We start from the raw sequence: 21,120 nt of genomic DNA on the forward strand, positions 1-21,120 counted from the left end.
GATGGCAAGAGAATACAAAGACGTGGTGGTGGGGCTGGACATTGGCACGGCCAAGATCATGGCCGTGGTGGCCGAGGTGCTGCCCACGGGCGAGCTCAAGCTCGCGGGCCTGGGCGTGGCGCCCAGCAACGGCCTCAAGCGCGGCGTGGTGGTGAACATCGAGGCCACGGTGCAAAGCATCCAGCAGGCGCTCAAAGAAGCCGAGTTCATGGCCGACTGCAAGATCCAGCGCGTCTATACCGGCATCACGGGCAGCCACATCCGTGGCATGAATTCGAGCGGCATGGTCGCCGTGAAGGACAAAGAGGTCACGGCCGCTGACGTGGCGCGCGTGGTCGAGACGGCCAAGGCCGTGAACATCTCCTCCGACCAGCGCCTGCTGCTCGTTGAGCCGCAGGAGTTCGTGATCGACGGCCAGGACGTGAAAGAGCCGATCGGCATGAGCGGCATCCGCCTCGAAGCCAAGGTGCACATCGTCACCGGCGCGCAGAGCGCGGCCGAAAACATCATCAAGTGCGTGCGCCGCTGCGGCCTCGAGGTCGAGCAGCTGCTGCTCAATCCGCTGGCTTCGAGCCAGGCCGTGCTCACCGACGACGAGCGCGAACTCGGCGTGGTCGTGGTGGACATCGGCGCCGGCACCACCGACGTGGCCATCTTCACGGGCGGCGCGATCCGCCACACCGCGGTGATCCCGATCGCGGGCGACCTGATCACGAGCGACATCGCGATGGCGCTGCGCACGCCCACCAAGGACGCCGAAGACATCAAGGTCGAAAGCGGCTGCGCCAAACAGCTGCTCGCCGACCCCGATGCGCAGGTCGAGGTGCCGGGCCTGGGCGACCGCGGCCCGCGCATGCTCGGCAAACAGGCGCTGGCCGGCGTGATCGAGCCGCGTGTGGAAGAAATTTTTGCCCTCGTGCAGCAGGTGGTGCGCGAGTCGGGCTACGAAGAGGTGCTCTCCTCGGGCATCGTGCTCACGGGCGGCAGCAGCGTCATGCCCGGCATGGTCGAGCTCGGCGAGGACATCTTCCTCAAACCCGTGCGCCGCGGCGTGCCCAAGTATGCGAGCGCGCTTGCCGACATGGTCGCGCAGCCGCGCGCCGCCACCGTGATGGGCCTGCTCGAAGAAGCGCGCCTGGCACGCCTGCGCGGCTTCAAGGTGGCGCAAAAAAGCGGCTCCATGAAAACCATGCTGGGCCGTGTCAAGGACTTCATCGTGGGGAACTTCTGAGCATGCAGCCCACCACCTGGCACCCGCGCGGCCCACGCCGGCGCATCCCGCGCGGCCGCTGGCGCAGCACCGGCCCGCCGTGCACGGCACCGCCCCGCGTTGCCACCGTTTTTGTTTTTCCTTTCTTTTTTCTTTTATCCGCACATACGCGAAACCAGCGCGTCACATCCCAAGGAGCAAGGCCATGAGCATCGAAATGATTGAAGCCGAAGAGTTCAACCAGGGCACCCAGATCAAGGTGATCGGCGTGGGCGGCGGCGGCAGCAATGCCGTCGAGCACATGATCGGCCGCCAGGTGCAGGGGGTGGAATTCATCGCCGCGAACACCGATTCGCAGGCGCTCACGCGCAGCTCGGCGCACCGCGTCATCCAGCTCGGCCAAAGCGGCCTGGGCGCGGGCAGCAAGCCCGACAAGGGGCGCGATGCCGCCGAAGCCGCCGTGGAGGACATCCGCAGCGCCATCGGCGGCGCGCACATGCTGTTCATCACCGCGGGCATGGGCGGCGGCACGGGCACGGGTGCGGCGCCGGTGATCGCGCGCGTGGCCAAGGAAATGGGCATCCTCACCGTGGGCGTGGTCACCAAACCCTTCGAATGGGAGGGCGGGCGCCGCATGAGCAATGCCGACAGCGGCCTGGCCGAACTCGAGGCCAACGTCGATTCGCTCATCGTCGTGCTCAACGAAAAACTGCTCGACGTGCTGGGCGACGACATCACGCAGGACGAAGCCTTCGCGCATGCCAACGACGTGCTCAAGAACGCCGTGGGCGGCATTGCCGAGATCATCAACGAGTACGGCCAGGTGAACGTGGACTTCGAGGATGTGCGCACCGTCATGGGCGAGCCCGGCAAGGCCATGATGGGCACGGCTACGGCCACCGGCCCCGACCGCGCGCGCATCGCCGCCGAACAGGCCATCGCCTGCCCGCTGCTCGAAGGCATCGACCTTTCGGGCGCCAAGGGCGTGCTGGTGCTGGTCACGGCCAGCAAGGGCAGCCTCAAGCTGTCCGAATCGCGCCTGGCCATGAACACCATCAACGCCTACGCCTCGCCCGACGCGCACGTGATCTTCGGCGCGGCCTACGACGACAGCCTGGGCGACGCGATCCGCGTGACCGTGGTGGCCACGGGCCTGGCGCGCCCGAACGCGCGCCGCCAGCCGATTTCGGTGGTGCAGGGCGGCCTGCGCACCGGCACGGACAACCTGCCCTTCGCCATGGCCGGCAACGGTGTTGCCCCCGCAGCGATCATGCCCGGCATGCCCACCGACTACGGCAACATGAAGACGCCCAGCGTGTGGCGCAACAACCGCTCCGCCGCCACGGCGGCAGCGCGCGTGGATGCGCTTTCCATGGGCGGCATGGACGAGGTCGAGATCCCCGCCTATCTGCGCAAACAGGCCGATTGAACTACCTGACAAGCTATCACGGCGATAGTGGCGGAGCGTCCGTGCGTGCTGTCATGGCGGCGTAAAATCGCGCCATGCTGCAGCAACGCACCCTCAAGACCCTGACCCGCGCCGTGGGCGTCGGCCTGCACAGCGGGCAGCGCGTGGAGCTCACGCTGCGCCCCGCACCGCCCGACACGGGCATCGTGTTCCGCCGCGTCGATCTGCCCGAGCCCGTGGACATTCCGGTCAGTGCCGAGGCGGTCACCGACACGCGCATGGCCTCGACCATAGGCAGCGGCCACGCCAAGGTGCACACCGTGGAGCACCTGATGTCGGCCTGCGCGGGCCTGGGACTGGACAATCTGTACGTGGACATCACCGCCGAAGAGGTGCCCATTCTCGACGGCTCGGCCGCATCGTTCGTCTTTTTGCTGCAAAGCGCCGGCATCGTGCTGCAAAACGCGCCGCGGCGCTTCATTCGCATCCTGCGCCCCGTCGAGGTGCGCGCAGGCGAGGGCGCGCAGGCCAAATGGGCGCGCCTCGACCCGTATCATGGCTTCAAGCTCAGTTTCGAGATCGACTTCGACCACCCCGCCGTCGATGCCACGGGCCAACGCGTAGAGTTCGACCTGGGCTCGGGCCGCTACAGCCGCGACATCGCACGCGCGCGTACCTTCGGCTTCACGCGCGACGTCGAAATGATGCGCGCCCATGGCCTCGCGCTGGGCGGAGGCCTGGACAACGCCATCGTCATGGACGACTACAAGGTGCTCAACAGCGAGGGCCTGCGCTACGACGACGAATTCGTCAAGCACAAGATCCTCGACGCCATGGGCGACCTTTACCTGCTGGGCAAGCCGCTGCTCGCGGCCTACAGCGCATTCCGCTCGGGCCATGCGCTCAACAACCAGCTGCTGCGCGCGCTGCTGGCCGAGCGCAGCGCCTGGGAGCCCGCGAGCTTCGAGGACGAGCGCGAGGCGCCGCGCGGCTTTGCGCAGCCGGCGCCGGCGTGGTGAGTGGTGCCCGAACAGCGTGCAGAGAATATCGCGCTGCGTGCAGTCTTGAAAGACTGCCGGCCGCCTCCATGTGCGACCTTCTGTGTCATGCGGCCAAGGTGTTGCATGGCCTCCAAGGGTTTAGGCGCTGTGGTATGGTGCCGTTTTACAACAATTGAACACGGAGAATATCGTGAGCAATAAAGGTCAGCTTCTTCAAGACCCCTTCCTCAACGCCTTGCGCCGCGAGCATGTGCCCGTATCGATCTACCTGGTCAACGGCATCAAGCTGCAGGGGCAGATTGAATCCTTCGATCAATACGTGGTGCTGCTGCGCAACACCCTGACCCAGATGGTCTACAAGCACGCCATCTCCACCATCGTTCCCAGCCGCCCGGTGAATTTTTCGCTCACCGAGGCCGCCGACGCCGAAGGGGGCGGTCACTGATTGACCGAAGCATCTTTCGCTGAAAAACCGGCCGTGCGCGGCGCTGCTGCGGCGGCGCCAGCAGACGCTGCGCCGGTACTGCTGGTGGGCGTGGACTTCGGTCTGCCCCATTTCGATCACAAGCTCGAAGAACTGGGCCTGCTCGCCGAAACCGCGGGCATGCAGCCCGTGGCGCGCCTGGTCTGCAAACGCAAGGCGCCCGATGCCGCGCTCTTCGTAGGCAGCGGCAAGGCCGAAGAAATCCGCACGCTCGCGCACATGTACGGCGCCGGCGAGGTGCTGTTCGACCAGTCGCTGAGCCCGGCGCAGCAGCGCAACCTGGAGCAGCACCTCGGGCTGCCCGTGAACGACCGCACGCTGCTGATCCTCGAAATCTTCGCGCAGCGCGCGCGCAGCCACGAGGGCAAGCTGCAGGTCGAACTGGCACGTCTGCAGTACCTGAGCACGCGGCTCGTGCGACGCTGGTCGCACCTGGAGCGTCAGCGCGGCGGCATAGGCGCGCGCGGCGGCCCGGGCGAGACGCAGATCGAGCTCGACCGGCGCATGATCGGTCAGGCCATTTTGCGCACCAAGGAACGCCTGGCCAAGGTCAAGCGCCAGCGCGCCACGCAGCGGCGCCAGCGCGCGCGGCGCGACACCTTCAACATCTCGCTCGTGGGCTACACCAACGCGGGCAAGTCCACGCTGTTCAATGCGCTCGTGAAGGCGCAGGCCTACGCGGCCAACCAGCTGTTCGCAACGCTGGACACCACCACGCGGCAGCTCTATCTGGCGGACGCAGGGCGCTCGGTATCGCTGTCGGACACGGTGGGCTTCATCCGCGATCTGCCGCACGGCCTGGTCGATGCCTTCGAGGCCACGCTACAGGAGGCCGTCGATGCCGACCTGCTGCTGCACGTGGTCGATGCCGCGAACCCGCATTTCCCCGAGCAGATCGCGCAGGTCGAGCGCGTGCTCGCCGACATCGGCGCCGCGCAGGTGCCGCAGCTGCTGGTCTTCAACAAGCTCGATGCCTTGGCACCAGAGCAGCGGCCCGCCGCGCTGCAGGACGTCTATGAACGCGCAGGTCAGCCGGTTGAGCGCATCTTCGTGAGTGCACGCACGGGTGAGGGGCTGGAACTGCTGCGCGCACAGCTGGCGCGCACGGTGCTGGCTGCTGGCGCAGCGGGCAGCGAAGGCCCAGAACCCCCAGATGCCGCAGGTGAATGCGCCTGATTGGGCACAATGCCGGGCGATGTCCTCCAACAAGCAGAAATAGTGCGCATGAACTTCCGAGACTCAGCCCCGGCTTTGTGGTTCCGGCTGCGGGGTATGTTCAATTTGAATGATCCCCGCTGGGGCCGCGGCGATGACAAGCCGCACGACGGCAACCGCCCCGACGCCGAGCGCCCACCGACGCCGCCGGGGCGTGGCCAGGGGCCGGGCCAGCCGCCCGACCTCGACGAGCTCTGGCGCGACCTCAACCGCAAGCTCGGCAATCTGTTCGGCGGGCGCGGTGGCGCCGGCGGCAATGGCAAGGGGCCGGGGCGCACGGGCGGCGGCTTCACGCCCGACGGCAAGAGTGCGGGCCTGGGGCTGCTCGCGGGCGTCGTGTTCGTGATCTGGCTGGGCTCGGGCTTTTTCATCGTGCAGGAGGGCCAGCAGGCCGTCATCACGCGCTTCGGCAAATACCAGAGCACGGCCGGCGCGGGTTTCAACTGGCGCCTGCCCTACCCGATCGAGCGCCACGAATCCGTGTTTGTGACGCAGATGCGCTCTGTCGACGTGGGGCGCGACTCGGTCATCAAGAGCACGGGCCTGCGCGACTCGGCCATGCTGACCGAAGATGAGAACATCGTCGAGATCAAGTTCGCCGTGCAGTACCGCCTGAACGATGCGCGCGCCTGGCTGTTCGAGAGCCGCAACCCGGCCGACGCCGTGGTGCAGGCCGCCGAGACGGCCGTGCGCGAAGTCGTGGGCAAGATGCGCATGGACGCGGCGCTCTCCGAAGAGCGCGACCAGATCGCGCCGCGCGTGCGCAGCCTGATGCAGACCATTATTGACCGCTACAAGATCGGTGTGGAAGTCGTGGCGGTGAACCTGCAGCAAGGCGGTGTGCGCCCGCCCGAGCAGGTGCAGGCGGCATTCGACGACGTGCTCAAGGCCGGCCAGGAGCGCGAGCGCACCAAGAACGAGGCCCAGGCCTATGCCAATGACGTGGTGCCGCGTGCCGTCGGCACGGCCTCGCGCCTCAAGGAAGAGGCGCAGGGATACAAGGCGCGCATCGTCGCTCAGGCACAGGGCGACGCGCAGCGTTTTGCGTCCGTGCTCACCGAGTACCAGCGCGCGCCCCAGGTCACGCGCGACCGCCTTTATCTCGAGACCATGCAGCAGATCTACGGCAACGTGACCAAGGTGCTGGTCGATGCGCGCCAGGGCTCGAACCTGTTGTACCTGCCGCTCGACAAACTGCTGCAAAACACCGTGCCGGCAAGCCCGCCCGCCGAGGCGCCCGCAAGCGCGGCGTCGGGAGGCAGTTCCGCTGCGGGTGCGCCCGCCACGGGGTCGGCGCCGACCGCCAATTTCCCGAACGACAACAGCCGCGCGCGTGACCTCGGCCGCACGCGCGAGCGCGAATCCCGCTAGGAGCCGTCCCCGTGAACAGAGTCGGATTTATCGCCGCGAGCGCCCTGATCGTGCTCGTTTTGTTGAGCTCCATGTTTTTCGTCGTGGACCAGCGCCAGTTCGGCATGGTGTATGCGTTCGGCCAGATCAAGGAGGTGATCACCGAGCCCGGCCTCCATGTCAAGCTGCCGCCGCCCTTCCAGAATGTGTCCTACCTCGACAAGCGCCTGCTCACGCTCGACAGCATGGACACCGAGCCCATGCTCACGGCGGAAAAGCAGCGCGTGGTGATCGACTGGTACGTGCGCTGGCGCGTCTCGGAACCCACCGACTACATCCGCAACGTGGGTCTCGACGAAAACGCCGGCGCCCTGCAGCTCAACCGCGTGGTGCGCAACGCCTTCCAGGAAGAGATCAACAAGCGCACCGTCAAGGAGTTGCTCTCCTTGCAGCGCGAGGCGCTGATGGCCGACGTGAAAAAAGAGGTGATCGAAGCCGTGCGCGGCGCCAAGCCCTGGGGCATAGACGTGGTCGATGTGCGCATCACGCGGGTCGATTACGTCGAAGCCATCACCGAATCGGTGTACCGGCGCATGGAAGCGGAGCGCAAGCGCGTAGCGAATGAATTGCGCTCCACGGGCGCGGCCGAGGGCGAAAAAATTCGCGCCGACGCCGACCGCCAGCGCGAAATCACCATTGCCGGCGCCTACCGCGACGCGCAGAAAATCAAGGGCGAGGGCGACGCCGAGGCCGCGCGCATCTACGCCGAGGCGTTCGGCCGCGACCCGCAGTTCGCGCAGTTCTACCGCAGCCTCGAGGCGTACAAGGCGAGCTTCCACAACAAGAGCGACGTGCTCGTGCTCGACCCGGCCGCGTCTGACTTCTTCAAGGTCATGCGTGGCGGTGCAGGTGCGGTCGCCGCGCCCGCGCGTAAGTGAGTGTGGGCGTAGCGTTCGCCTGACGGGTGCAGCATGTCGGATTCGCTGTGGACGGCGTTCGCGCTGGTGCTGGTGATCGAAGGGTTGCTGCCCTTTGCCGCGCCAGCGGCCTGGCGGCGTGTATTCCAGCAGGTGCTGGCCCTGCGTGATGGGCAGCTGCGCTTTTTCGGGCTGCTCAGCATTTTGCTGGGCCTGGCCTTGCTGGCACTCTGAGACAGGTGAAAACCAGCGGTCCATACAGCAGTTACATGGCAGTCACATGGCGTTCACATGAGCGCTCCACGCACGGCCTGCCGGTAGAATCCTTTTTTTAACCAAGTACCCCTTCCCATGTCCGCCTGGCTGTTGCCGGATCACATTGCCGACGTCCTGCCGTCCGAAGCCCGGCATATCGAGGAGCTGCGCCGCGACCTGCTCGACACCGCGCGCAGCTACGGCTACGAGCTCGTCATCCCGCCGCTGGTGGAGCACCTCGACTCCCTGCTCACGGGCACGGGCGAGGCGCTCGGCCTGCAGACCTTCAAGCTCGTCGATCAGCTCTCGGGCCGCAGCCTCGGCGTGCGTGCCGACACCACGCCGCAGGTCGCGCGCATCGATGCGCACTTGCTCAACCGCCTTGGCGTCACGCGCCTGTGCTACTGCGGTTCGGTGCTGCACACGCGCCCCGACAAGCCGCACGCCACGCGCGAGCCGCTGCAGTTCGGCGCCGAAATCTACGGCCACGCGGGCCAGGAGGCCGACCTCGAGGTGCTGCAGCTGGCGCTCGCGTGCCTGCGCGTGGCGCAGGTGCAGCAGTTGCAGATCGACCTCGCCGACGTGCGCATCGTGCACAGCCTGCTTGCGGACGTGCCGCATGATGCCGCGCTGCTGCAAAGAATCCACGCCGCGCTCGCCGCCAAGGATGCGGCTGAACTGGCCGCGCTCACGCGCGACTTTCCGCCCTGCGCGCGCGAGGGGCTGCGCGCGCTGCCCCAGTTGTACGGCGATGCCGCCGTTTTGCTTGAAGCAGAAAAAGCCCTGCAAGGCGCACCAGGACTGCATGGGCTGCTATCAGGATTGCGCTGGCTGGGCGAGCGCCTGCACGGCGTGCGCGTGAGCTACGACTTGGCCGACCTGCGCGGTTATGCCTACTACAGCGGCATGCGCTTCGGCATCTATACCCCCGGCGCGAGCGATGCGCTCGTGCGCGGCGGGCGCTATGACGAAGTGGGCGCGGTGTTCGGGCGCAACCGGCCCGCCGTGGGCTTCAGCCTGGACTTGAAGCAGCTCGTCGCCGTCGTGCCGCCGCACGCGCCCAAGGCGGCCATCCGCGCGCCCTGGGACGAGTCGCACGACGTGCACGCCGCCATCGCCGCGCTGCGCCAGGCGGGGGAAACCGTGGTCTGCGTGCTGCCCGGACACGAGAGCGAGGTCGATGAATTCCACTGCGACCGCGAACTGGTGCACGTGGCCGGCGCATGGCGCGTGCAAACCCTGGGTCCGGCAGCGTCGGCTGACGGGGGCTCCCTCAAGAACTGAATCGGGTTGGAAATGAAAGCAAGCAAAGGCCGCAACGTGGTCGTGGTCGGCACCCAGTGGGGTGACGAGGGCAAGGGCAAGCTGGTCGATTGGCTCACCGAGAGCGCGCACGGCGTGGTGCGCTTTCAGGGCGGGCACAACGCCGGGCACACGCTGGTGATAGGCGGCGTGAAGACGGCGCTGCACCTGATCCCCAGCGGCATCATGCGCCCAGGGGTCAAGTGCTACATCGGCAACGGTGTGGTGCTTTCGGTGGGCAAGCTGCTCGAAGAGATCGCGGGGCTGGAGCGCGCCGGCGTCGAAGTGCGCTCGCGCCTGCGTGTGAGCGAGGCCTGCCCCCTGATTCTGCCTTTCCACGTCGCGCTCGACATGGCCCGCGAAGCCGCGCGCGAGCAGGGCGGCAGCGAAAAAATCGGCACTACGGGCCGCGGCATAGGCCCCGCATACGAAGACAAGATCGCGCGCCGCGCGCTGCGCGTGCAAGACCTGCGCCACCCCGAGCGCTTTGCCGCCAGGCTGCGCGAATTGCTCGCGCTGCACAACCATGTGCTGACGAGCTTTCTTGGCTCCCGCAACTTCGATTTTGGCCCCGGCCTGCAGCCGTACCTGCGGGACGGCGTGGTGCAGTTCGACGCCGTCTATGAGGAAGGCATGCGGCACGCCGAGCAGCTCGCACCCATGGTGGCCGACGTTTCGCGCGAGCTCAACGAGGCGCACGCGGCCGGCGCCAATTTGCTGTTTGAGGGTGCGCAGGGCACGCTGCTCGACGTCGATCACGGCACCTACCCTTATGTCACTTCGAGCAACTGCGTCGCGGGCAACGCCGCGGCGGGCTCGGGCGTGGGGCCGGGGCTGCTGCACTACGTGCTGGGCATCACCAAGGCGTACTGCACGCGCGTGGGCGGCGGCCCCTTCCCGACCGAGCTCGACTGGCAGACCCCCGGCACGCCGGGCTACCACATGAGCACCGTGGGCGCCGAAAAAGGCGTCACCACGGGGCGCAGCCGGCGCTGCGGCTGGTTCGACGCGGCGCTGCTCAAGCGCAGCGCGCAGGTCAACGGCCTCTCGGGCCTGTGCATCACCAAGCTCGACGTGCTCGACGGCCTGCCCGAGCTCATGCTGTGCACCGGCTACGAGCTCGACGGCCGCCAGATCGACATGCTGCCGCTGGGCGCAGACGAGATTGCGCGCTGCATTCCGCGCTACGAGCGCATGCCAGGCTGGAGCGAATCCACCGTGGGCGTGACCGAATACGCCCAGCTGCCCGCAGCGGCGCAGCGCTACCTGGAGCGCATCGTCGAAGTCACGGGCGTGCCGATCGCGATGATCTCCACCAGTCCCGACCGCGACCACACCATCCTCATGAAACACCCGTTCGCGGCGCCCTGAGCCCCATCGGATGAAAACTTTCGGCCCAGGAGTTTTGACATGCTGACCGAAGACGGCAAGCACCTGTATGTGAGCTACGACGAGTACCACGGCCTCATCGAAAAGCTCGCGCTCAAGATTTACCAGTCGGGCTGGGAGTTCGACACCATCCTGTGCCTTGCACGCGGCGGGCTGCGCCCCGGCGACATCCTGAGCCGCATCTTCGACAGACCGCTGGCCATCATGTCCACGAGCTCCTACCGCGCCGAGGCAGGCACGGTGCAGGGGCATCTCGACATTGCGCGCTACATCACCACGCCGCAGGGCGAAATCGCCGGGCGCGTGTTGCTCGTCGATGATCTGGCCGATTCCGGCCAGACGCTCGCGGCCGTGATGGCGCGGCTCAAAGTGAACTACCAGCCCATCACCGAACTGCGCAGCGCCGTGATCTGGACCAAGGGCGTGTCCAAATTCACGCCCGATTATTCGGTCGAATTCCTGCCCACCAACCCCTGGATTCACCAGCCGTTCGAGGCCTACGACAGCATGGGGCCCGAAAAACTGCTCGAAAAATGGCAGGTTTGAGCCCAGCAGGTATGAGCCTATCCTGCGCGCGTTTGCACGCAAAAACCTGCAGCCGCCTATACTCACCTTTGCTCCGGGGTGTGCCAAGGCGCTGAGATGCGGGTGGTTTGCATGGCAAACCAGCCTGCGAACCCGACGAACTTGATCCGGTTCATACCGGCGGAAGAAGAGCCCGATGTGCCGCCCCACCGCGTCTGCGCGTGCTGGATGGCAGCAGGTTCATTTCGGAGCAGCCCGTCCCACCGGAACCAGGAGACCTGCCCATGAACGCCCCCGACGCCCTCGCGCGCGAAAAATTCACCGAGCTGCTCGCCCTCACGCGCGCCCCTTTCCCGGCCTCGTGCAAAGCCTATGTACCCGGCCAGATGCACCCCGACCTGCGCGTGCCCGTGCGCGACATCACGCTCACCAATGGCGAGCAGGTCAGCGTCTATGACACCTCCGGCCCCTACACCGACCCCGACGCCGTGATTGACGTGCGCCGGGGCCTGCCCGGCGTGCGCAGCGGCTGGATCGCCGCGCGCGGCGACACCGAGCCCTACGCAGGCCGCCCGCCCGTAGCGCTCGACGACGGGCAAAAGAGCGAAGACGCCGAGCGCCTCGCGCAGCTGCGCGCCGAATCGGCCGGTCTGCAGCGCCAGCCGCTGCGCGCACGCAGCGGGCACAACGTCACGCAGATGCACTACGCGCGCCGCGGCATCGTCACGCCCGAAATGGAATACGTGGCCATCCGCGAAAACGGCCGCCGCGCCTGGATGCAGCAGTACCTGCAGGACGCTGCGCGCGAGCAGCGCCTGCGCGGCAACCCGCTGGGCGCGAGCATCCCCGAGCGCATCACGCCCGAATTCGTGCGCGACGAGGTGGCGCGCGGCCGCGCCATCATCCCGGCCAACATCAACCACCCCGAAATCGAGCCCATGGCGATAGGGCGCAACTTTCTCGTCAAGATCAATGCCAACATCGGCAATTCGGCCGTGACCTCGGGCATAGAGGAAGAGGTCGAAAAGCTTGTCTGGTCCATCCGCTGGGGCGCCGATACGGTGATGGACCTGTCCACGGGCAAAAACATCCACACCACGCGCGACTGGATCATCCGCAACAGCCCCGTGCCGATCGGCACCGTGCCGATTTACCAGGCGCTCGAAAAAGTCGGTGGCGTGGCCGAAGACCTGACCTGGGAGATCTTCCGCGACACGCTCATCGAGCAGGCCGAGCAAGGGGTCGATTACTTCACCATCCACGCGGGCGTGCGCCTGGCCTACATCCCGCTCACAGCGGGGCGGCGCACCGGCATCGTCTCGCGCGGCGGCTCCATCATGGCCAAATGGTGCCTCACGCACCACCGCGAGAGCTTTCTGTACGAGCATTTCGAGGACATCTGCGACATCATGAAGCAGTACGACGTGGCCTTCAGCCTGGGCGATGGGCTGCGCCCCGGTTGCGCCTCGGATGCGAACGACGAGGCCCAGTTTGCCGAGCTGCACACGCTGGGCGAGCTTACGCAAATCGCCTGGAAGCATGACGTGCAGACCATGATCGAAGGCCCGGGCCACGTGCCCATGCACATGATCCAGGCGAACATGGCCGAGCAGCTCAAGCACTGCCACGAGGCGCCGTTTTATACCCTGGGCCCGTTGACCATAGACATCGCGCCCGGCTACGACCATATCGCCAGTGCCATCGGTGCGGCCATGATCGGCTGGATGGGCACGGCCATGCTGTGCTACGTCACGCCCAAGGAGCACCTGGGCCTGCCCGACCGCGACGACGTCAAGCAGGGCATCATCGCCTACAAGATCGCCGCGCACGCGGCCGACGTCGCCAAGGGCCACCCGGGCGCACGCGCGCGCGACGACGCTCTGAGCCAGGCGCGCTTCGAATTCCGCTGGGAAGACCAGTTCAATTTAGGGCTGGACCCCGAAACCGCACGCGAATTCCACGACGAAACCCTGCCCAAGGACGCGTCCAAGGTCGCGCACTTTTGCTCCATGTGCGGCCCCAAGTTCTGCTCGATGAAGATCACGCAGGAAGTGCGCGACTTTGCCGCCAAGGGCCTGCAGGAAAAAGCCGTGGAATTTCGCAGCGCCGGCGGCGAGCTTTACGTGCCGCGCACGCCGGCCTAGGGGCCTGTCGGACTTTGGGCGTAGAAAGCGAGAAGGTGCCCCAGCGAGGCCAGTTTTTGCCGGATTCGCCGCCCCATAGTGGTGCTATGGGGCAAGAAGACGGTAAAAAATGGGCCGCTGCGGCGCATTCGCAGCCGACGATTCCAGAGTCCGACAGGCTCCTAGAGCTGAGCCTTTGCGCCGCGCGGCTAGTGCAGTGTTCGACGCTATCTGCGACATAAAACCGCGTCTTTTCGGCCCGGGCCGCGTTGCAAATCCTCGCGATACCACCCGGTATCGCTGCGGTTTGCGCCTTTCCCAGACCAAAAATTCATCGGTTTTATTTGTCGCATCAAGCGTCAAACACTGCACTTGCGTAGCGGGCTCTCGGCCTCAGACCCCGGCGAGCCGCAGCGGCTGGCGCTGGGCGAGCCGGGCAGAGGGTACGTCGTCGCCCGGCAGCTCAGAGACCCCTGGCAGCACGAAGCGGCTGATCAGGCCCGCTAGTTCCTGCGCCTGGCCGTGCAGGCTGGCCGCGGCGGCGGCGGATTCTTCGACCAGGGCCGAGTTCTGCTGCGTCATGCGGTCGAGCTGCGCCACGGCGCTGTGGATCTGGCCGATGTCGTGGTGCTGGGCCTGCGTGCCGGCGTTGATTTCGGCCATCATCGTCGCGGCCTGCTCGATCGCGCCGACGATGCGCTGCATGGCGCTGCCCGCGGCGGCGGCGAGCTCTGAGCCCGCTTGTACGCGCTCGGTCGAGCTGCCGATCAGGGCCTTGATCTCACGCGCGGCCTCGGCCGAGCGCGTGGCCAGTTGGCGCACTTCGGTCGCCACGACGGCAAAACCGCGGCCATGTTCGCCGGCGCGCGCGGCTTCCACGGCCGCGTTGAGTGCGAGGATGTTGGTCTGGAAGGCAATGCCGTCGATCACGCCGGTGATGTCTGCGATCTTGCTGGAGGCCTGGTGGATGCCTTGCATCGTGGTCACCATTTGCGTGACCACGCTGCCGCCTTGCTGTGCCTGGTGCGCGGCGTGGCTTGCCATTTCCTGCGCGCGTTCGGCGGCGGCAGCCGCCTGCGTGACGCGTGCCGTCAGTTGTTCGAGCGCTGCCGCCGTCTGCTGCAGGTTCGCTGCGGTGGCTTCGGTGCGGCTGGAGAGATCCGCGTTGCCGCTCGCGATTTCCGAGGACGCCGTGCGTATGTTCTGCGCTGACTGGCGCACCTGCGTGACCAGCGCGCGCAGCGCGTCCTGCATCACGGCGAGCGCGCCCAGCATGCGCCCGGCCTCGTCGTGCTCGTGGCCGCTGATTTCTTGGCCCAAATCGAGCCGCGCCACGCGCTCGGCCGTGGCGCCCGCGAGCGCAATGGGGTGGGTGATGCGGCGCACCAGCCACAGCGCGAGCAGGCCGCCGAGTAGCAGCGCAAGCGCACTGAAGGCGAACAATGCCCCACGCGCCAGCGCGCTCAGGCGATCGACCTGTGCGGCGGCGATGTCGATGGCCTTGCGCTGCGCCTTGCTCAGCGTTTCGAGCGCGCTCAGCAGGGCTTGGGACGTGGGCAGAAAGCGCTCGCCATACACCTTGCGTATGCGCTCGGTGAAGTTCGAGTCGCGCGCGGCCACGAGTTCGGCGCGTGCCTGGGCAAAGTCTTTGCCCGCGGCTTCGATGCGCGCGAGCAGGGCGCGCTCGTCGGTGCTTTGCAGGCGCTGGCCCAACTGCTTCAGGAGCGTTTCGTACTGCTGCTGCGTGCCGGCGATGTCCGCGCCCAGCACGTCGCTGACCTCGGGCTCGGAGCTCAGGGAAATGGCTTTGTAGCGCTCGGCGTTGATGGCTTGCAAGCGGAAGGCATCGGCCACCAGGCGCTCGTTGCCTATGTGGTAGCGCACCATGTGCTCGGTGGCGCTGCGGATCTGCAGCAGCGACCAGATGCCTATGGCAGTGCCCATCAGCGCCAGCAACAGCACTGCCGCAAAGGCCCACAGCAGTCGTCGACCCAGGCCGCCCTGTGGTTTTGCGGGGATGCGGGAAGAATCATTTTGCATGGTAGGGAACGAAAAAAGGATGCCGCCGCGGCGGGAATGGGCGCGCAGGGCGCTGTCGGTCAGGATTGTCGATCCTGGCTTGGGGGGCGCATCTTACTGGTTGTTTGTGACGAAATGTTTGTGGCGGATTGGTTTTTCAGTCATCGAGCGGTGCGAGCCCATGACGTAGGCGTGCGCGGGCGCAGGCGGCGCTGCCGGCTGTGAACTCCTGACAAGGGGCAGGGCGCCATTCGTAGATGCCGCAGGTCGTTTGCACGCCGACGCTGCCGCAAAGCGCAGCGCAGCGTGTGGGGACGTGGTCGGTGCCGCGCATGCGGTAGGTGCTGGCGTTGACTTCCACCGCCAGGCCATCGGGTACCGTGCCGCCTTTGGATAGCAGTTCGTGCACGGCAAAATCTACGCGGAAGCAGGCGCAGCAGGCGCCACAGTGCAGGCAGGGGTTCATGGGGCAGCGATGGATGGGGGGCGAGATTGTGCAACGAGTGATGGCCTGGGCGAAACAGGGCGAAGCAGGACGAAGCAGGACGAAGCAGGACGAAGTAGACCGGCACAGACCCGTGTCTGCGGTGCTAGAATGAGAATAAATATCATTTGTCGGATGACCGTGTCATGACCTCGACGAAACAAAGCCTTGCTGCCCCCCTCTGCGTTGCTGCGCGTGACGGTGTCGCCTTGACCGAAGCGGTGGGCCTGGACGTGCTCGCCAAAGGGATGTGTGCCGAAGTCGTGGCGCTGCAGCCGGCGCGCGACGACGAGGAGCGCGATGTGCTGCTGCGCCTGATGGAACTCGGCTTTCTGCCCGGCGAGCCCGTGCGGGTGTTGGCGCGGGGCTTTCCGGCAGGCGATCCGCTGGCCGTGCGCGTGGGGCAGGCGACCTTCGCGCTGCGCCGCCCCGAGGCCGCGTTGGTGCGCGTGCGGCCGGAGCCAACGCCATGACCAGTGCCGCCACTGCTGCGCATACCGATCTGAGCAAGGAGGCGCGCGACTTGCGCATCGCGCTGCTGGGCAACCCCAATTGCGGCAAGACGGCGCTCTTCAATCTGCTGACCGGCGCGCGCCAGAAGGTGGCGAATTACGCGGGCGTGACGGTGGAGCGCAAGGAGGGGCTGCTGCGCACGCCGGGCGGGCGGCGCGTGCAGGTGCTCGACCTGCCGGGCACCTACAGCCTGGACGCGCACAGCCTCGACGAGGCCGTGACCTGCGACATCATCCTCGGGCGCCGTGCCGACGCGCCGCGCCCCGATGTGCTCGTGTGCGTGACCGACGCCACGCACCTGCGCTTGAACCTGCACTTGGTGCTCGAAGTGCGCGCGCTCGGTTTGCCCGCGGTGCTGGTGCTCAACATGAGCGACGTGGCGCAGCGCCAGGGCATAGCGATCGACCGCGACGCGCTCGCGCGCGAGCTCGGCATGCCCGTGCTCGCGGCGGTGGGCGTGCGCCAGGACGGGGCGCGCGAGCTGCTGCAGTGGCTGGACACCGTCGCCGCTGCGCCCCAGGCCATGGCGCCGCAGCCCGTGCCGCCGGCGCTCGCGGCCTTGCCCGCAGACCCGGCGCAGCGCGTGCTCGCCATGCACCAGGAGGTGCGGCGCATCCTTGCGCTGGCGGTGCGCGCGCCCGCGCAGACCTTGCAGCTGGACGACCGCATCGACGCCGTGGTGCTGCACCCGTTGTGGGGCATGCTGCTGCTCGCGGTGACGCTGTTTTTGATGTTCCAGGCGGTGTTCAGCTGGGCGCAGTGGCCCATGGACGCGATCGAGGGCGGCGTGGCCTGGCTTGCCGACACCGTGCGCGCGCACATGGCGCCCGGCCCTTTGCGCAGCCTGCTCGCCGACGGCGTGCTCAGCGGGGCGGGCAGCGTGCTGGTGTTTTTGCCGCAGATATTGATCTTGTTCCTGTTCATCCTCGCGCTCGAGGATTCGGGCTACCTGCCGCGCGCGGCCTTTTTGCTCGACCGCCTGATGGGCAAGGTGGGGCTGTCGGGGCGCTCGTTCATCCCGCTGCTGTCGAGCTTTGCCTGCGCCGTGCCCGGCGTGATGGCGACGCGCTCGATCACGCACTGGCGCGACCGGCTCGTGACCATCATGATCGCGCCGCTCATGACCTGCTCGGCCCGGCTGCCGGTGTACGCGCTGCTGATCGGCGCCTTCATCCCCGCGCGCAGCGTGGGCGGCGTCTTCAACCTGCAGGGGCTGGTGCTGTTTGCGCTCTACGTGGGCGGCATCGTGAGCGCCATGGCCGTGGCGGCGCTCGCGCAGTGGGCGCGCCGCAACCCGCGGCCCACGCCTTTGCTCATGGAGCTGCCGGCCTACCGCTGGCCCAGCCTGCGCAGCCTGGCGTTCGGGCTGTACGAGCGCGCGCTGATCTTTCTGCGCCGCGTGGGCGGCATCATTTTGGCCGTGTCCATCCTGCTGTGGTTCCTTTCCTCATACCCGGCGCCGCCCGCGGGGGCTGCGGGCGCTGCGATCGAATACAGCATTGCCGGGCGCCTGGGCCGGCTGCTTGAGCCGCTCGTGGCGCCTATCGGCTTTCACTGGCAGATCGCCGTGGCGCTGGTGCCGGGCATGGCTGCGCGCGAAGTGGCCGTGAGCGCGCTCGGCACGGTGTATGCGCTTTCGGCCACGGGCGATGACGTGGCCGCGCAGCTCGGCCCGGTGCTTGCGCAGGATTGGTCGCTGGCGACGGCGCTCGCACTGCTCGTGTGGTACGTGTTCGCGCCACAGTGCATCTCCACGCTCGCGGCGGTGCGGCGTGAGACGAATGGCTGGCGCTATCCCTTGATCCTGGCGGGTTACCTGTTCGCGCTCGCCTACGTCGCGAGCTTCATCACGTACCGCGTGGCGCTGGTCTTGGGAGGGTAGGGTATGTGGCAACAAGTCTTGAGCGTCGCGCTCGTCGCGCTGGCGCTGGCCTTTGTGCTGTGGCGCTGGCTGCCTGCCGGCTGGCGTGCGCGTCTGGCGCGCCTGCACCCGCGCCTGGCGCGTGCGCTGCCGGCGCCGTCCGGCTGCGGCGGGTGCAGCAGTTGCGCGCCGGGCTGCGCGAGCACGCGCAACGAGGCCGCCCAGCCGCCCGCTGGCGCAGCGCAGGAAGCCGTGGTGCAGATGCCGCGCTCGCGCCGGGCGCAGGCTGGGCCGTCGACGCACGCATGAGCAGCGGCGCTCCCGCGCGTCGCTTGGTTGCAAGGTGCGTTGCAAGGTGCGTTGCAAGGTGCGTTGCAAGGTGCGTTGCAAGGTGCGACGCAGGGCCACGCCGGCATCCGTGCCACACTCTCGCCCATGTCTTCCAGTGAATGGGCCGCTGCGGCCCTGCAGTCGTTCGATGCGGTGGTGCAGGCCACCGAGGGTTTTGGCAGCCGCGCGGGGCAGCGGCGCATGGCCGAGGAGGTGGCGCGCGTGTTCAGTGTGGCCACGCTGGGCAAGGGCCCGGGCGCCGAATCCGCCGCTGCGCCCGATCAGGTGGCAGCCAATGATTCTGCCGCCGCGGAATCTGCGGCCGAGAGCGGTGCCAACCCAGGTCGTGCGATCGCCGTGATCCAGGCGGGCACGGGCGTGGGCAAGTCGCTCGCGTATGGCGCGCCCGCGGTGGCACTGGCGCTCGCGCGCAACACGCGCGTGCTGATCTCCACGGCCACGGTGGCGCTGCAGGAGCAGCTCGTGCACAAGGACTTGCCCGCGCTGGCCGCGCGCCTGCCGCAGCCCTTCAAATTTGCGCTCGCCAAGGGGCGCGGGCGCTACGTGTGCCAGCTCAAGCTCGACCGGCTCGCGGCGCCAAGCGGTGAGGCCGGCATGGCGGAGGATGACTTCTTCCCCGACGAGGAGGCCACCGCACGCGCCGCGCAGCCGCACCACGAAGCCGAGGCGCGCCAGCAGTTCTACGCCACGCTGGCGCAGTCGCTCGCACGCGGCAGCTGGGACGGCGACCGCGACGCGCTCGATCCGCCGCCCGAGGCCGAACTCTGGGCGCCCGTGGCGGCCGAGGCGGCCTCGTGCATGGGCAAATACTGCCCGGCGTTCGCGCACTGCAGTTATTTCGAAAAGCGCAAGGAGCTCGTGGGCGCGCAGGTGATCGTGGTGAACCACGACCTGCTGCTGTCGTCGCTGGGCTCGCGCACGCTGCCCGAGCTGCACAACTGCCTGCTGGTGCTCGACGAGGCGCACCACCTGCCCGCCACGGCGCTGAGCCAGTTCGCGAGCAGCATGGACTTGAGCCGGCTGGGCTGGATAGACCGGCTCACGAGCCGCGCGCTGCGCGTGGCCACGCTCGTCGAGGTGCCGCAGCTGGCCGACCTGCCGCGCCACGCGGCGCAGCTGCGCCAGGGGGCGCAGGAATTCGGGCGCTGCGTGCTCGACCACTACAGTGCGGCGCTGCGCCCCACCGCGCAGGGCGAATCCGCCAAGCCGGGCAGGGCCCGGGGCGAGGGCTGGAGCACGGCGCGCGTGCGCGTGCCGCGCGGCGTGCTGCCCGAGGCGCTCATCGAGCCCTTGAACAGCCTGGCCGCGAGCGCTGCGGAGTATCTTTCGTGCCTGAGCGCCGTCGCGCAGGCGCTGCGCGAAGCCATGCGCGAGCGCCCGCAAGAGGCGCGCACGCTCTCGCTGCTGTACGCGCAAGTCGGCACGCTGGCGCCGCGGCTCGAAGGCCTGCACGCCTGCGCGCAGGCGCTGCTGATCGAAGCGCCGGCGCAGCGGGCACAGCGGACGCAAGGCAAGGACGGGGCGGAGGGCGCGCGAGGAAATGCCGGGCCCGACGTCGCAGCGGGCGGCGAATCCGCAGCGGCCCCCTACGCCAAGTGGTTCACGCTCGAAGGCGCGGGCGATTTTGCCGTGCTGCGCGCGCACGCCAGCCCCATCCTGCCGGGGCCCACGCTCAAGGCGCGGCTGTGGAGCGAGGTGCGCGCCGCGGTGCTGACCTCGGCCACGCTCACGAGCTGTGGGCAGTTCGACTTCTTTCTGCGCGAAGCGGGGCTGTACGGCGACGCGGCGGTGCTCACGCTCGAAGTGCCCAGCCCGTTCGACTACAGCACGCAGGGCACGCTGATCGCCGCCGAAACGCGCGCCGATCCACGCGACGCGCATGCCTACGGCGCCGAGATGGTCGATGCGTTGCTGCACGACCTCGCGCAGGTGCAGGCCGGCGCGCTCGTGCTGTTCACCTCGCGCGAGCAGATGCGCCTGGCCGTCGAGACGCTGCCCACCGCCTTGCGCGGCGTGGTGCTGGTGCAAAACACGCTGCCGCGCGCGCAGCTGCTCGCGCGCCACCGCACGCGCGTGGCCGCGGGCGAGCCGTCCATCATCTTCGGCATGCAGTCCTTCGGTGAAGGGCTGGACTTGCCCGGGCGGCTGTGCGAGTCGGTGTTCATCGCCAAGCTGCCCTTCGCCCCGCCCGACGACCCCGTGGGCGAAGCGCGCGCCGAGTGGCTGCGCGCCGTGGGGCGCGACCCGTTCAGCGAACTCGTGGTACCCGCCACGGCCATCCGCCTCGCTCAGTGGGTCGGGCGCGCGATCCGCACCGAGCAGGACCAGGCGCACGTCTATTGCTACGACCGCCGCCTCACTCGCACCGCCTATGGCCAACGCCTGCTCCAGGGCCTCCCGCCCTTTGCGCTGCAGCAGCGCGCGGCGGGATGAGGGGGCGTTGGGTAATTGCTCTTTTTCTGATAGCTGCGTGCGCTTGATAAATCTGCCTGAAAGGCGTATTTCACCAGGCGCATTCAAGCCCCAAGTGCAACAGGGTTGATGATATTGGTCCAGTAGGCTTGGAAGTCGAAAGTTCCCTGTGGCAGGAACAACTCCGCAGGGGACATCCATCCCAGGGACTTGCGAGGTTTGGCGTTGTGGTGAAAGGCGATGGCGTCAAGCTGCTCCTGGGTGTAGACGCTCAGATCCGAGCCCTTGGGCAGCACACGGC

General features: G+C 67.7%; 19 protein-coding genes, 1 pseudogene and 1 riboswitch. Of the genes and pseudogenes, 17 read left to right on the forward strand and 3 right to left on the reverse strand.

Annotated features, from left to right (window positions below; all coding sequences use genetic code 11):
- The first annotated feature begins 1 nt into the window (after position 1).
- The 13 genes from ftsA (at position 2) to PYV55_RS03050 (ending at position 13,421) form a co-directional block, all read left to right on the forward strand.
- Entirely contained in the window at positions 2-1,231 is a 1,230-nt protein-coding gene (gene ftsA, locus PYV55_RS02990) for a cell division protein FtsA (protein WP_275849119.1), read from the forward strand.
- 184 nt (positions 1,232-1,415) lie between these two features.
- On the forward strand, positions 1,416-2,639 hold the full coding sequence (ftsZ, locus tag PYV55_RS02995; protein ID WP_275849121.1) for a cell division protein FtsZ: 1,224 nt from the start codon (positions 1,416-1,418) through the stop codon (positions 2,637-2,639).
- A gap of 74 nt (positions 2,640-2,713) precedes the next feature.
- Entirely contained in the window at positions 2,714-3,637 is a 924-nt protein-coding gene (lpxC, locus tag PYV55_RS03000) for a UDP-3-O-acyl-N-acetylglucosamine deacetylase (RefSeq protein ID WP_275849122.1), read from the forward strand.
- Between the two features lie 172 nt (positions 3,638-3,809).
- The gene (gene hfq / locus PYV55_RS03005) at positions 3,810-4,064 is read left to right on the forward strand and encodes an RNA chaperone Hfq (RefSeq protein ID WP_275849125.1); all 255 of its coding nucleotides are present in this window, start codon (positions 3,810-3,812) and stop codon (positions 4,062-4,064) included.
- A gap of 33 nt (positions 4,065-4,097) precedes the next feature.
- Positions 4,098-5,279 (forward strand): GTPase HflX, encoded by a 1,182-nt coding sequence (hflX, locus tag PYV55_RS03010; RefSeq protein ID WP_407066758.1) that lies wholly within the window; start codon positions 4,098-4,100, stop codon positions 5,277-5,279.
- Between the two features lie 48 nt (positions 5,280-5,327).
- A complete protein-coding gene (gene hflK / locus PYV55_RS03015; protein ID WP_275849127.1) occupies positions 5,328-6,689 on the forward strand; it encodes an FtsH protease activity modulator HflK in 1,362 nt (453 codons plus the stop codon).
- Positions 6,690-6,700: 11 nt separating this feature from the next.
- Positions 6,701-7,606 carry a protease modulator HflC gene (gene hflC / locus PYV55_RS03020; RefSeq protein WP_275849129.1) on the forward strand — a complete coding sequence of 302 codons (906 nt, stop codon included), beginning with the start codon at positions 6,701-6,703 and terminating at the stop codon, positions 7,604-7,606.
- Positions 7,607-7,639: 33 nt separating this feature from the next.
- On the forward strand, positions 7,640-7,819 hold the full coding sequence (locus tag PYV55_RS03025; RefSeq protein WP_275849131.1) for a DUF2065 domain-containing protein: 180 nt from the start codon (positions 7,640-7,642) through the stop codon (positions 7,817-7,819).
- 117 nt (positions 7,820-7,936) lie between these two features.
- The gene (locus PYV55_RS03030) at positions 7,937-9,124 is read left to right on the forward strand and encodes an ATP phosphoribosyltransferase regulatory subunit (protein WP_275849133.1); all 1,188 of its coding nucleotides are present in this window, start codon (positions 7,937-7,939) and stop codon (positions 9,122-9,124) included.
- A 12-nt stretch (positions 9,125-9,136) separates the two neighbouring features.
- Positions 9,137-10,513 (forward strand): adenylosuccinate synthase, encoded by a 1,377-nt coding sequence (locus PYV55_RS03035; protein ID WP_275849136.1) that lies wholly within the window; start codon positions 9,137-9,139, stop codon positions 10,511-10,513.
- 39 nt (positions 10,514-10,552) lie between these two features.
- The gene (locus PYV55_RS03040) at positions 10,553-11,077 is read left to right on the forward strand and encodes a phosphoribosyltransferase (RefSeq protein WP_275849138.1); all 525 of its coding nucleotides are present in this window, start codon (positions 10,553-10,555) and stop codon (positions 11,075-11,077) included.
- A gap of 64 nt (positions 11,078-11,141) precedes the next feature.
- Positions 11,142-11,262, forward strand: a riboswitch (TPP riboswitch).
- Positions 11,263-11,340: 78 nt separating this feature from the next.
- A complete protein-coding gene (gene thiC, locus PYV55_RS03045; RefSeq protein WP_275849140.1) occupies positions 11,341-13,200 on the forward strand; it encodes a phosphomethylpyrimidine synthase ThiC in 1,860 nt (619 codons plus the stop codon).
- 14 nt (positions 13,201-13,214) lie between these two features.
- Entirely contained in the window at positions 13,215-13,421 is a 207-nt protein-coding gene (locus tag PYV55_RS03050; RefSeq protein ID WP_275849142.1) for a hypothetical protein, read from the forward strand.
- 151 nt (positions 13,422-13,572) lie between these two features.
- Here PYV55_RS03050 and PYV55_RS03055 read toward each other — a convergent pair whose 3' ends face one another.
- Both PYV55_RS03055 and PYV55_RS03060 read right to left on the reverse strand, forming a co-directional pair.
- Complete coding sequence (locus PYV55_RS03055) at positions 13,573-15,219, reverse strand: methyl-accepting chemotaxis protein (RefSeq protein ID WP_275849144.1); 1,647 nt, start codon at positions 15,217-15,219, stop codon at positions 13,573-13,575.
- A gap of 136 nt (positions 15,220-15,355) precedes the next feature.
- Positions 15,356-15,664 (reverse strand): YkgJ family cysteine cluster protein, encoded by a 309-nt coding sequence (locus PYV55_RS03060; protein WP_275849145.1) that lies wholly within the window; start codon positions 15,662-15,664, stop codon positions 15,356-15,358.
- A 164-nt stretch (positions 15,665-15,828) separates the two neighbouring features.
- Here PYV55_RS03060 and PYV55_RS03065 point away from each other — a divergent pair, with 164 nt between their 5' ends.
- The 4 genes from PYV55_RS03065 to dinG all read left to right on the forward strand — a co-directional run bounded on the left by PYV55_RS03065 (position 15,829) and on the right by dinG (position 20,840).
- A complete protein-coding gene (locus PYV55_RS03065) occupies positions 15,829-16,155 on the forward strand; it encodes a FeoA family protein (RefSeq protein WP_275849147.1) in 327 nt (108 codons plus the stop codon).
- Positions 16,152-18,077, forward strand: coding sequence for a ferrous iron transport protein B (gene feoB / locus PYV55_RS03070; RefSeq protein WP_275849149.1), 1,926 nt, complete (start codon positions 16,152-16,154; stop codon positions 18,075-18,077). Before PYV55_RS03065 ends, feoB begins: the two co-directional genes overlap by 4 nt.
- 3 nt (positions 18,078-18,080) lie before the next feature.
- Positions 18,081-18,365, forward strand: coding sequence for a hypothetical protein (locus PYV55_RS03075; protein ID WP_275849151.1), 285 nt, complete (start codon positions 18,081-18,083; stop codon positions 18,363-18,365).
- Between the two features lie 126 nt (positions 18,366-18,491).
- Positions 18,492-20,840: an ATP-dependent DNA helicase DinG gene (gene dinG, locus PYV55_RS03080; RefSeq protein ID WP_275849153.1), complete on the forward strand. Its 2,349-nt coding sequence runs from the start codon at positions 18,492-18,494 to the stop codon at positions 20,838-20,840.
- Positions 20,841-20,923: 83 nt separating this feature from the next.
- On the opposite strand, the pseudogene PYV55_RS03085 reads toward dinG, so the two are convergent.
- Positions 20,924-21,120: pseudogene (locus tag PYV55_RS03085) on the reverse strand (hypothetical protein); the annotation flags it as partial.

The organism is Extensimonas soli (assembly GCF_029211265.1).
Classification (GTDB): domain Bacteria; phylum Pseudomonadota; class Gammaproteobacteria; order Burkholderiales; family Burkholderiaceae_C; genus Extensimonas; species Extensimonas soli.

Excerpts from the sequence above, each read along its gene's own strand:
- PYV55_RS03035 (WP_275849136.1), top strand. The coding sequence starts at position 9,137 with ATGAAAGCAAGCAAAGGCCGCAACGTGGTCGTGGTCGGCACCCAGTGG.
- ftsZ (WP_275849121.1), top strand. The coding sequence starts at position 1,416 with ATGAGCATCGAAATGATTGAAGCCGAAGAGTTCAACCAGGGCACCCAG.
- ftsA (WP_275849119.1), top strand. The coding sequence starts at position 2 with ATGGCAAGAGAATACAAAGACGTGGTGGTGGGGCTGGACATTGGCACG.
- lpxC (WP_275849122.1), top strand. The coding sequence starts at position 2,714 with ATGCTGCAGCAACGCACCCTCAAGACCCTGACCCGCGCCGTGGGCGTC.
- PYV55_RS03030 (WP_275849133.1), top strand. The coding sequence starts at position 7,937 with ATGTCCGCCTGGCTGTTGCCGGATCACATTGCCGACGTCCTGCCGTCC.
- PYV55_RS03055 (WP_275849144.1), bottom strand. The coding sequence starts at position 15,219 with ATGCAAAATGATTCTTCCCGCATCCCCGCAAAACCACAGGGCGGCCTG.
- hflK (WP_275849127.1), top strand. The coding sequence starts at position 5,328 with ATGAACTTCCGAGACTCAGCCCCGGCTTTGTGGTTCCGGCTGCGGGGT.
- PYV55_RS03075 (WP_275849151.1), top strand. The coding sequence starts at position 18,081 with ATGTGGCAACAAGTCTTGAGCGTCGCGCTCGTCGCGCTGGCGCTGGCC.
- PYV55_RS03065 (WP_275849147.1), top strand. The coding sequence starts at position 15,829 with ATGACCTCGACGAAACAAAGCCTTGCTGCCCCCCTCTGCGTTGCTGCG.
- feoB (WP_275849149.1), top strand. The coding sequence starts at position 16,152 with ATGACCAGTGCCGCCACTGCTGCGCATACCGATCTGAGCAAGGAGGCG.
- thiC (WP_275849140.1), top strand. The coding sequence starts at position 11,341 with ATGAACGCCCCCGACGCCCTCGCGCGCGAAAAATTCACCGAGCTGCTC.
- dinG (WP_275849153.1), top strand. The coding sequence starts at position 18,492 with ATGTCTTCCAGTGAATGGGCCGCTGCGGCCCTGCAGTCGTTCGATGCG.
- PYV55_RS03060 (WP_275849145.1), bottom strand. The coding sequence starts at position 15,664 with ATGAACCCCTGCCTGCACTGTGGCGCCTGCTGCGCCTGCTTCCGCGTA.
- PYV55_RS03025 (WP_275849131.1), top strand. The coding sequence starts at position 7,640 with ATGTCGGATTCGCTGTGGACGGCGTTCGCGCTGGTGCTGGTGATCGAA.
- PYV55_RS03040 (WP_275849138.1), top strand. The coding sequence starts at position 10,553 with ATGCTGACCGAAGACGGCAAGCACCTGTATGTGAGCTACGACGAGTAC.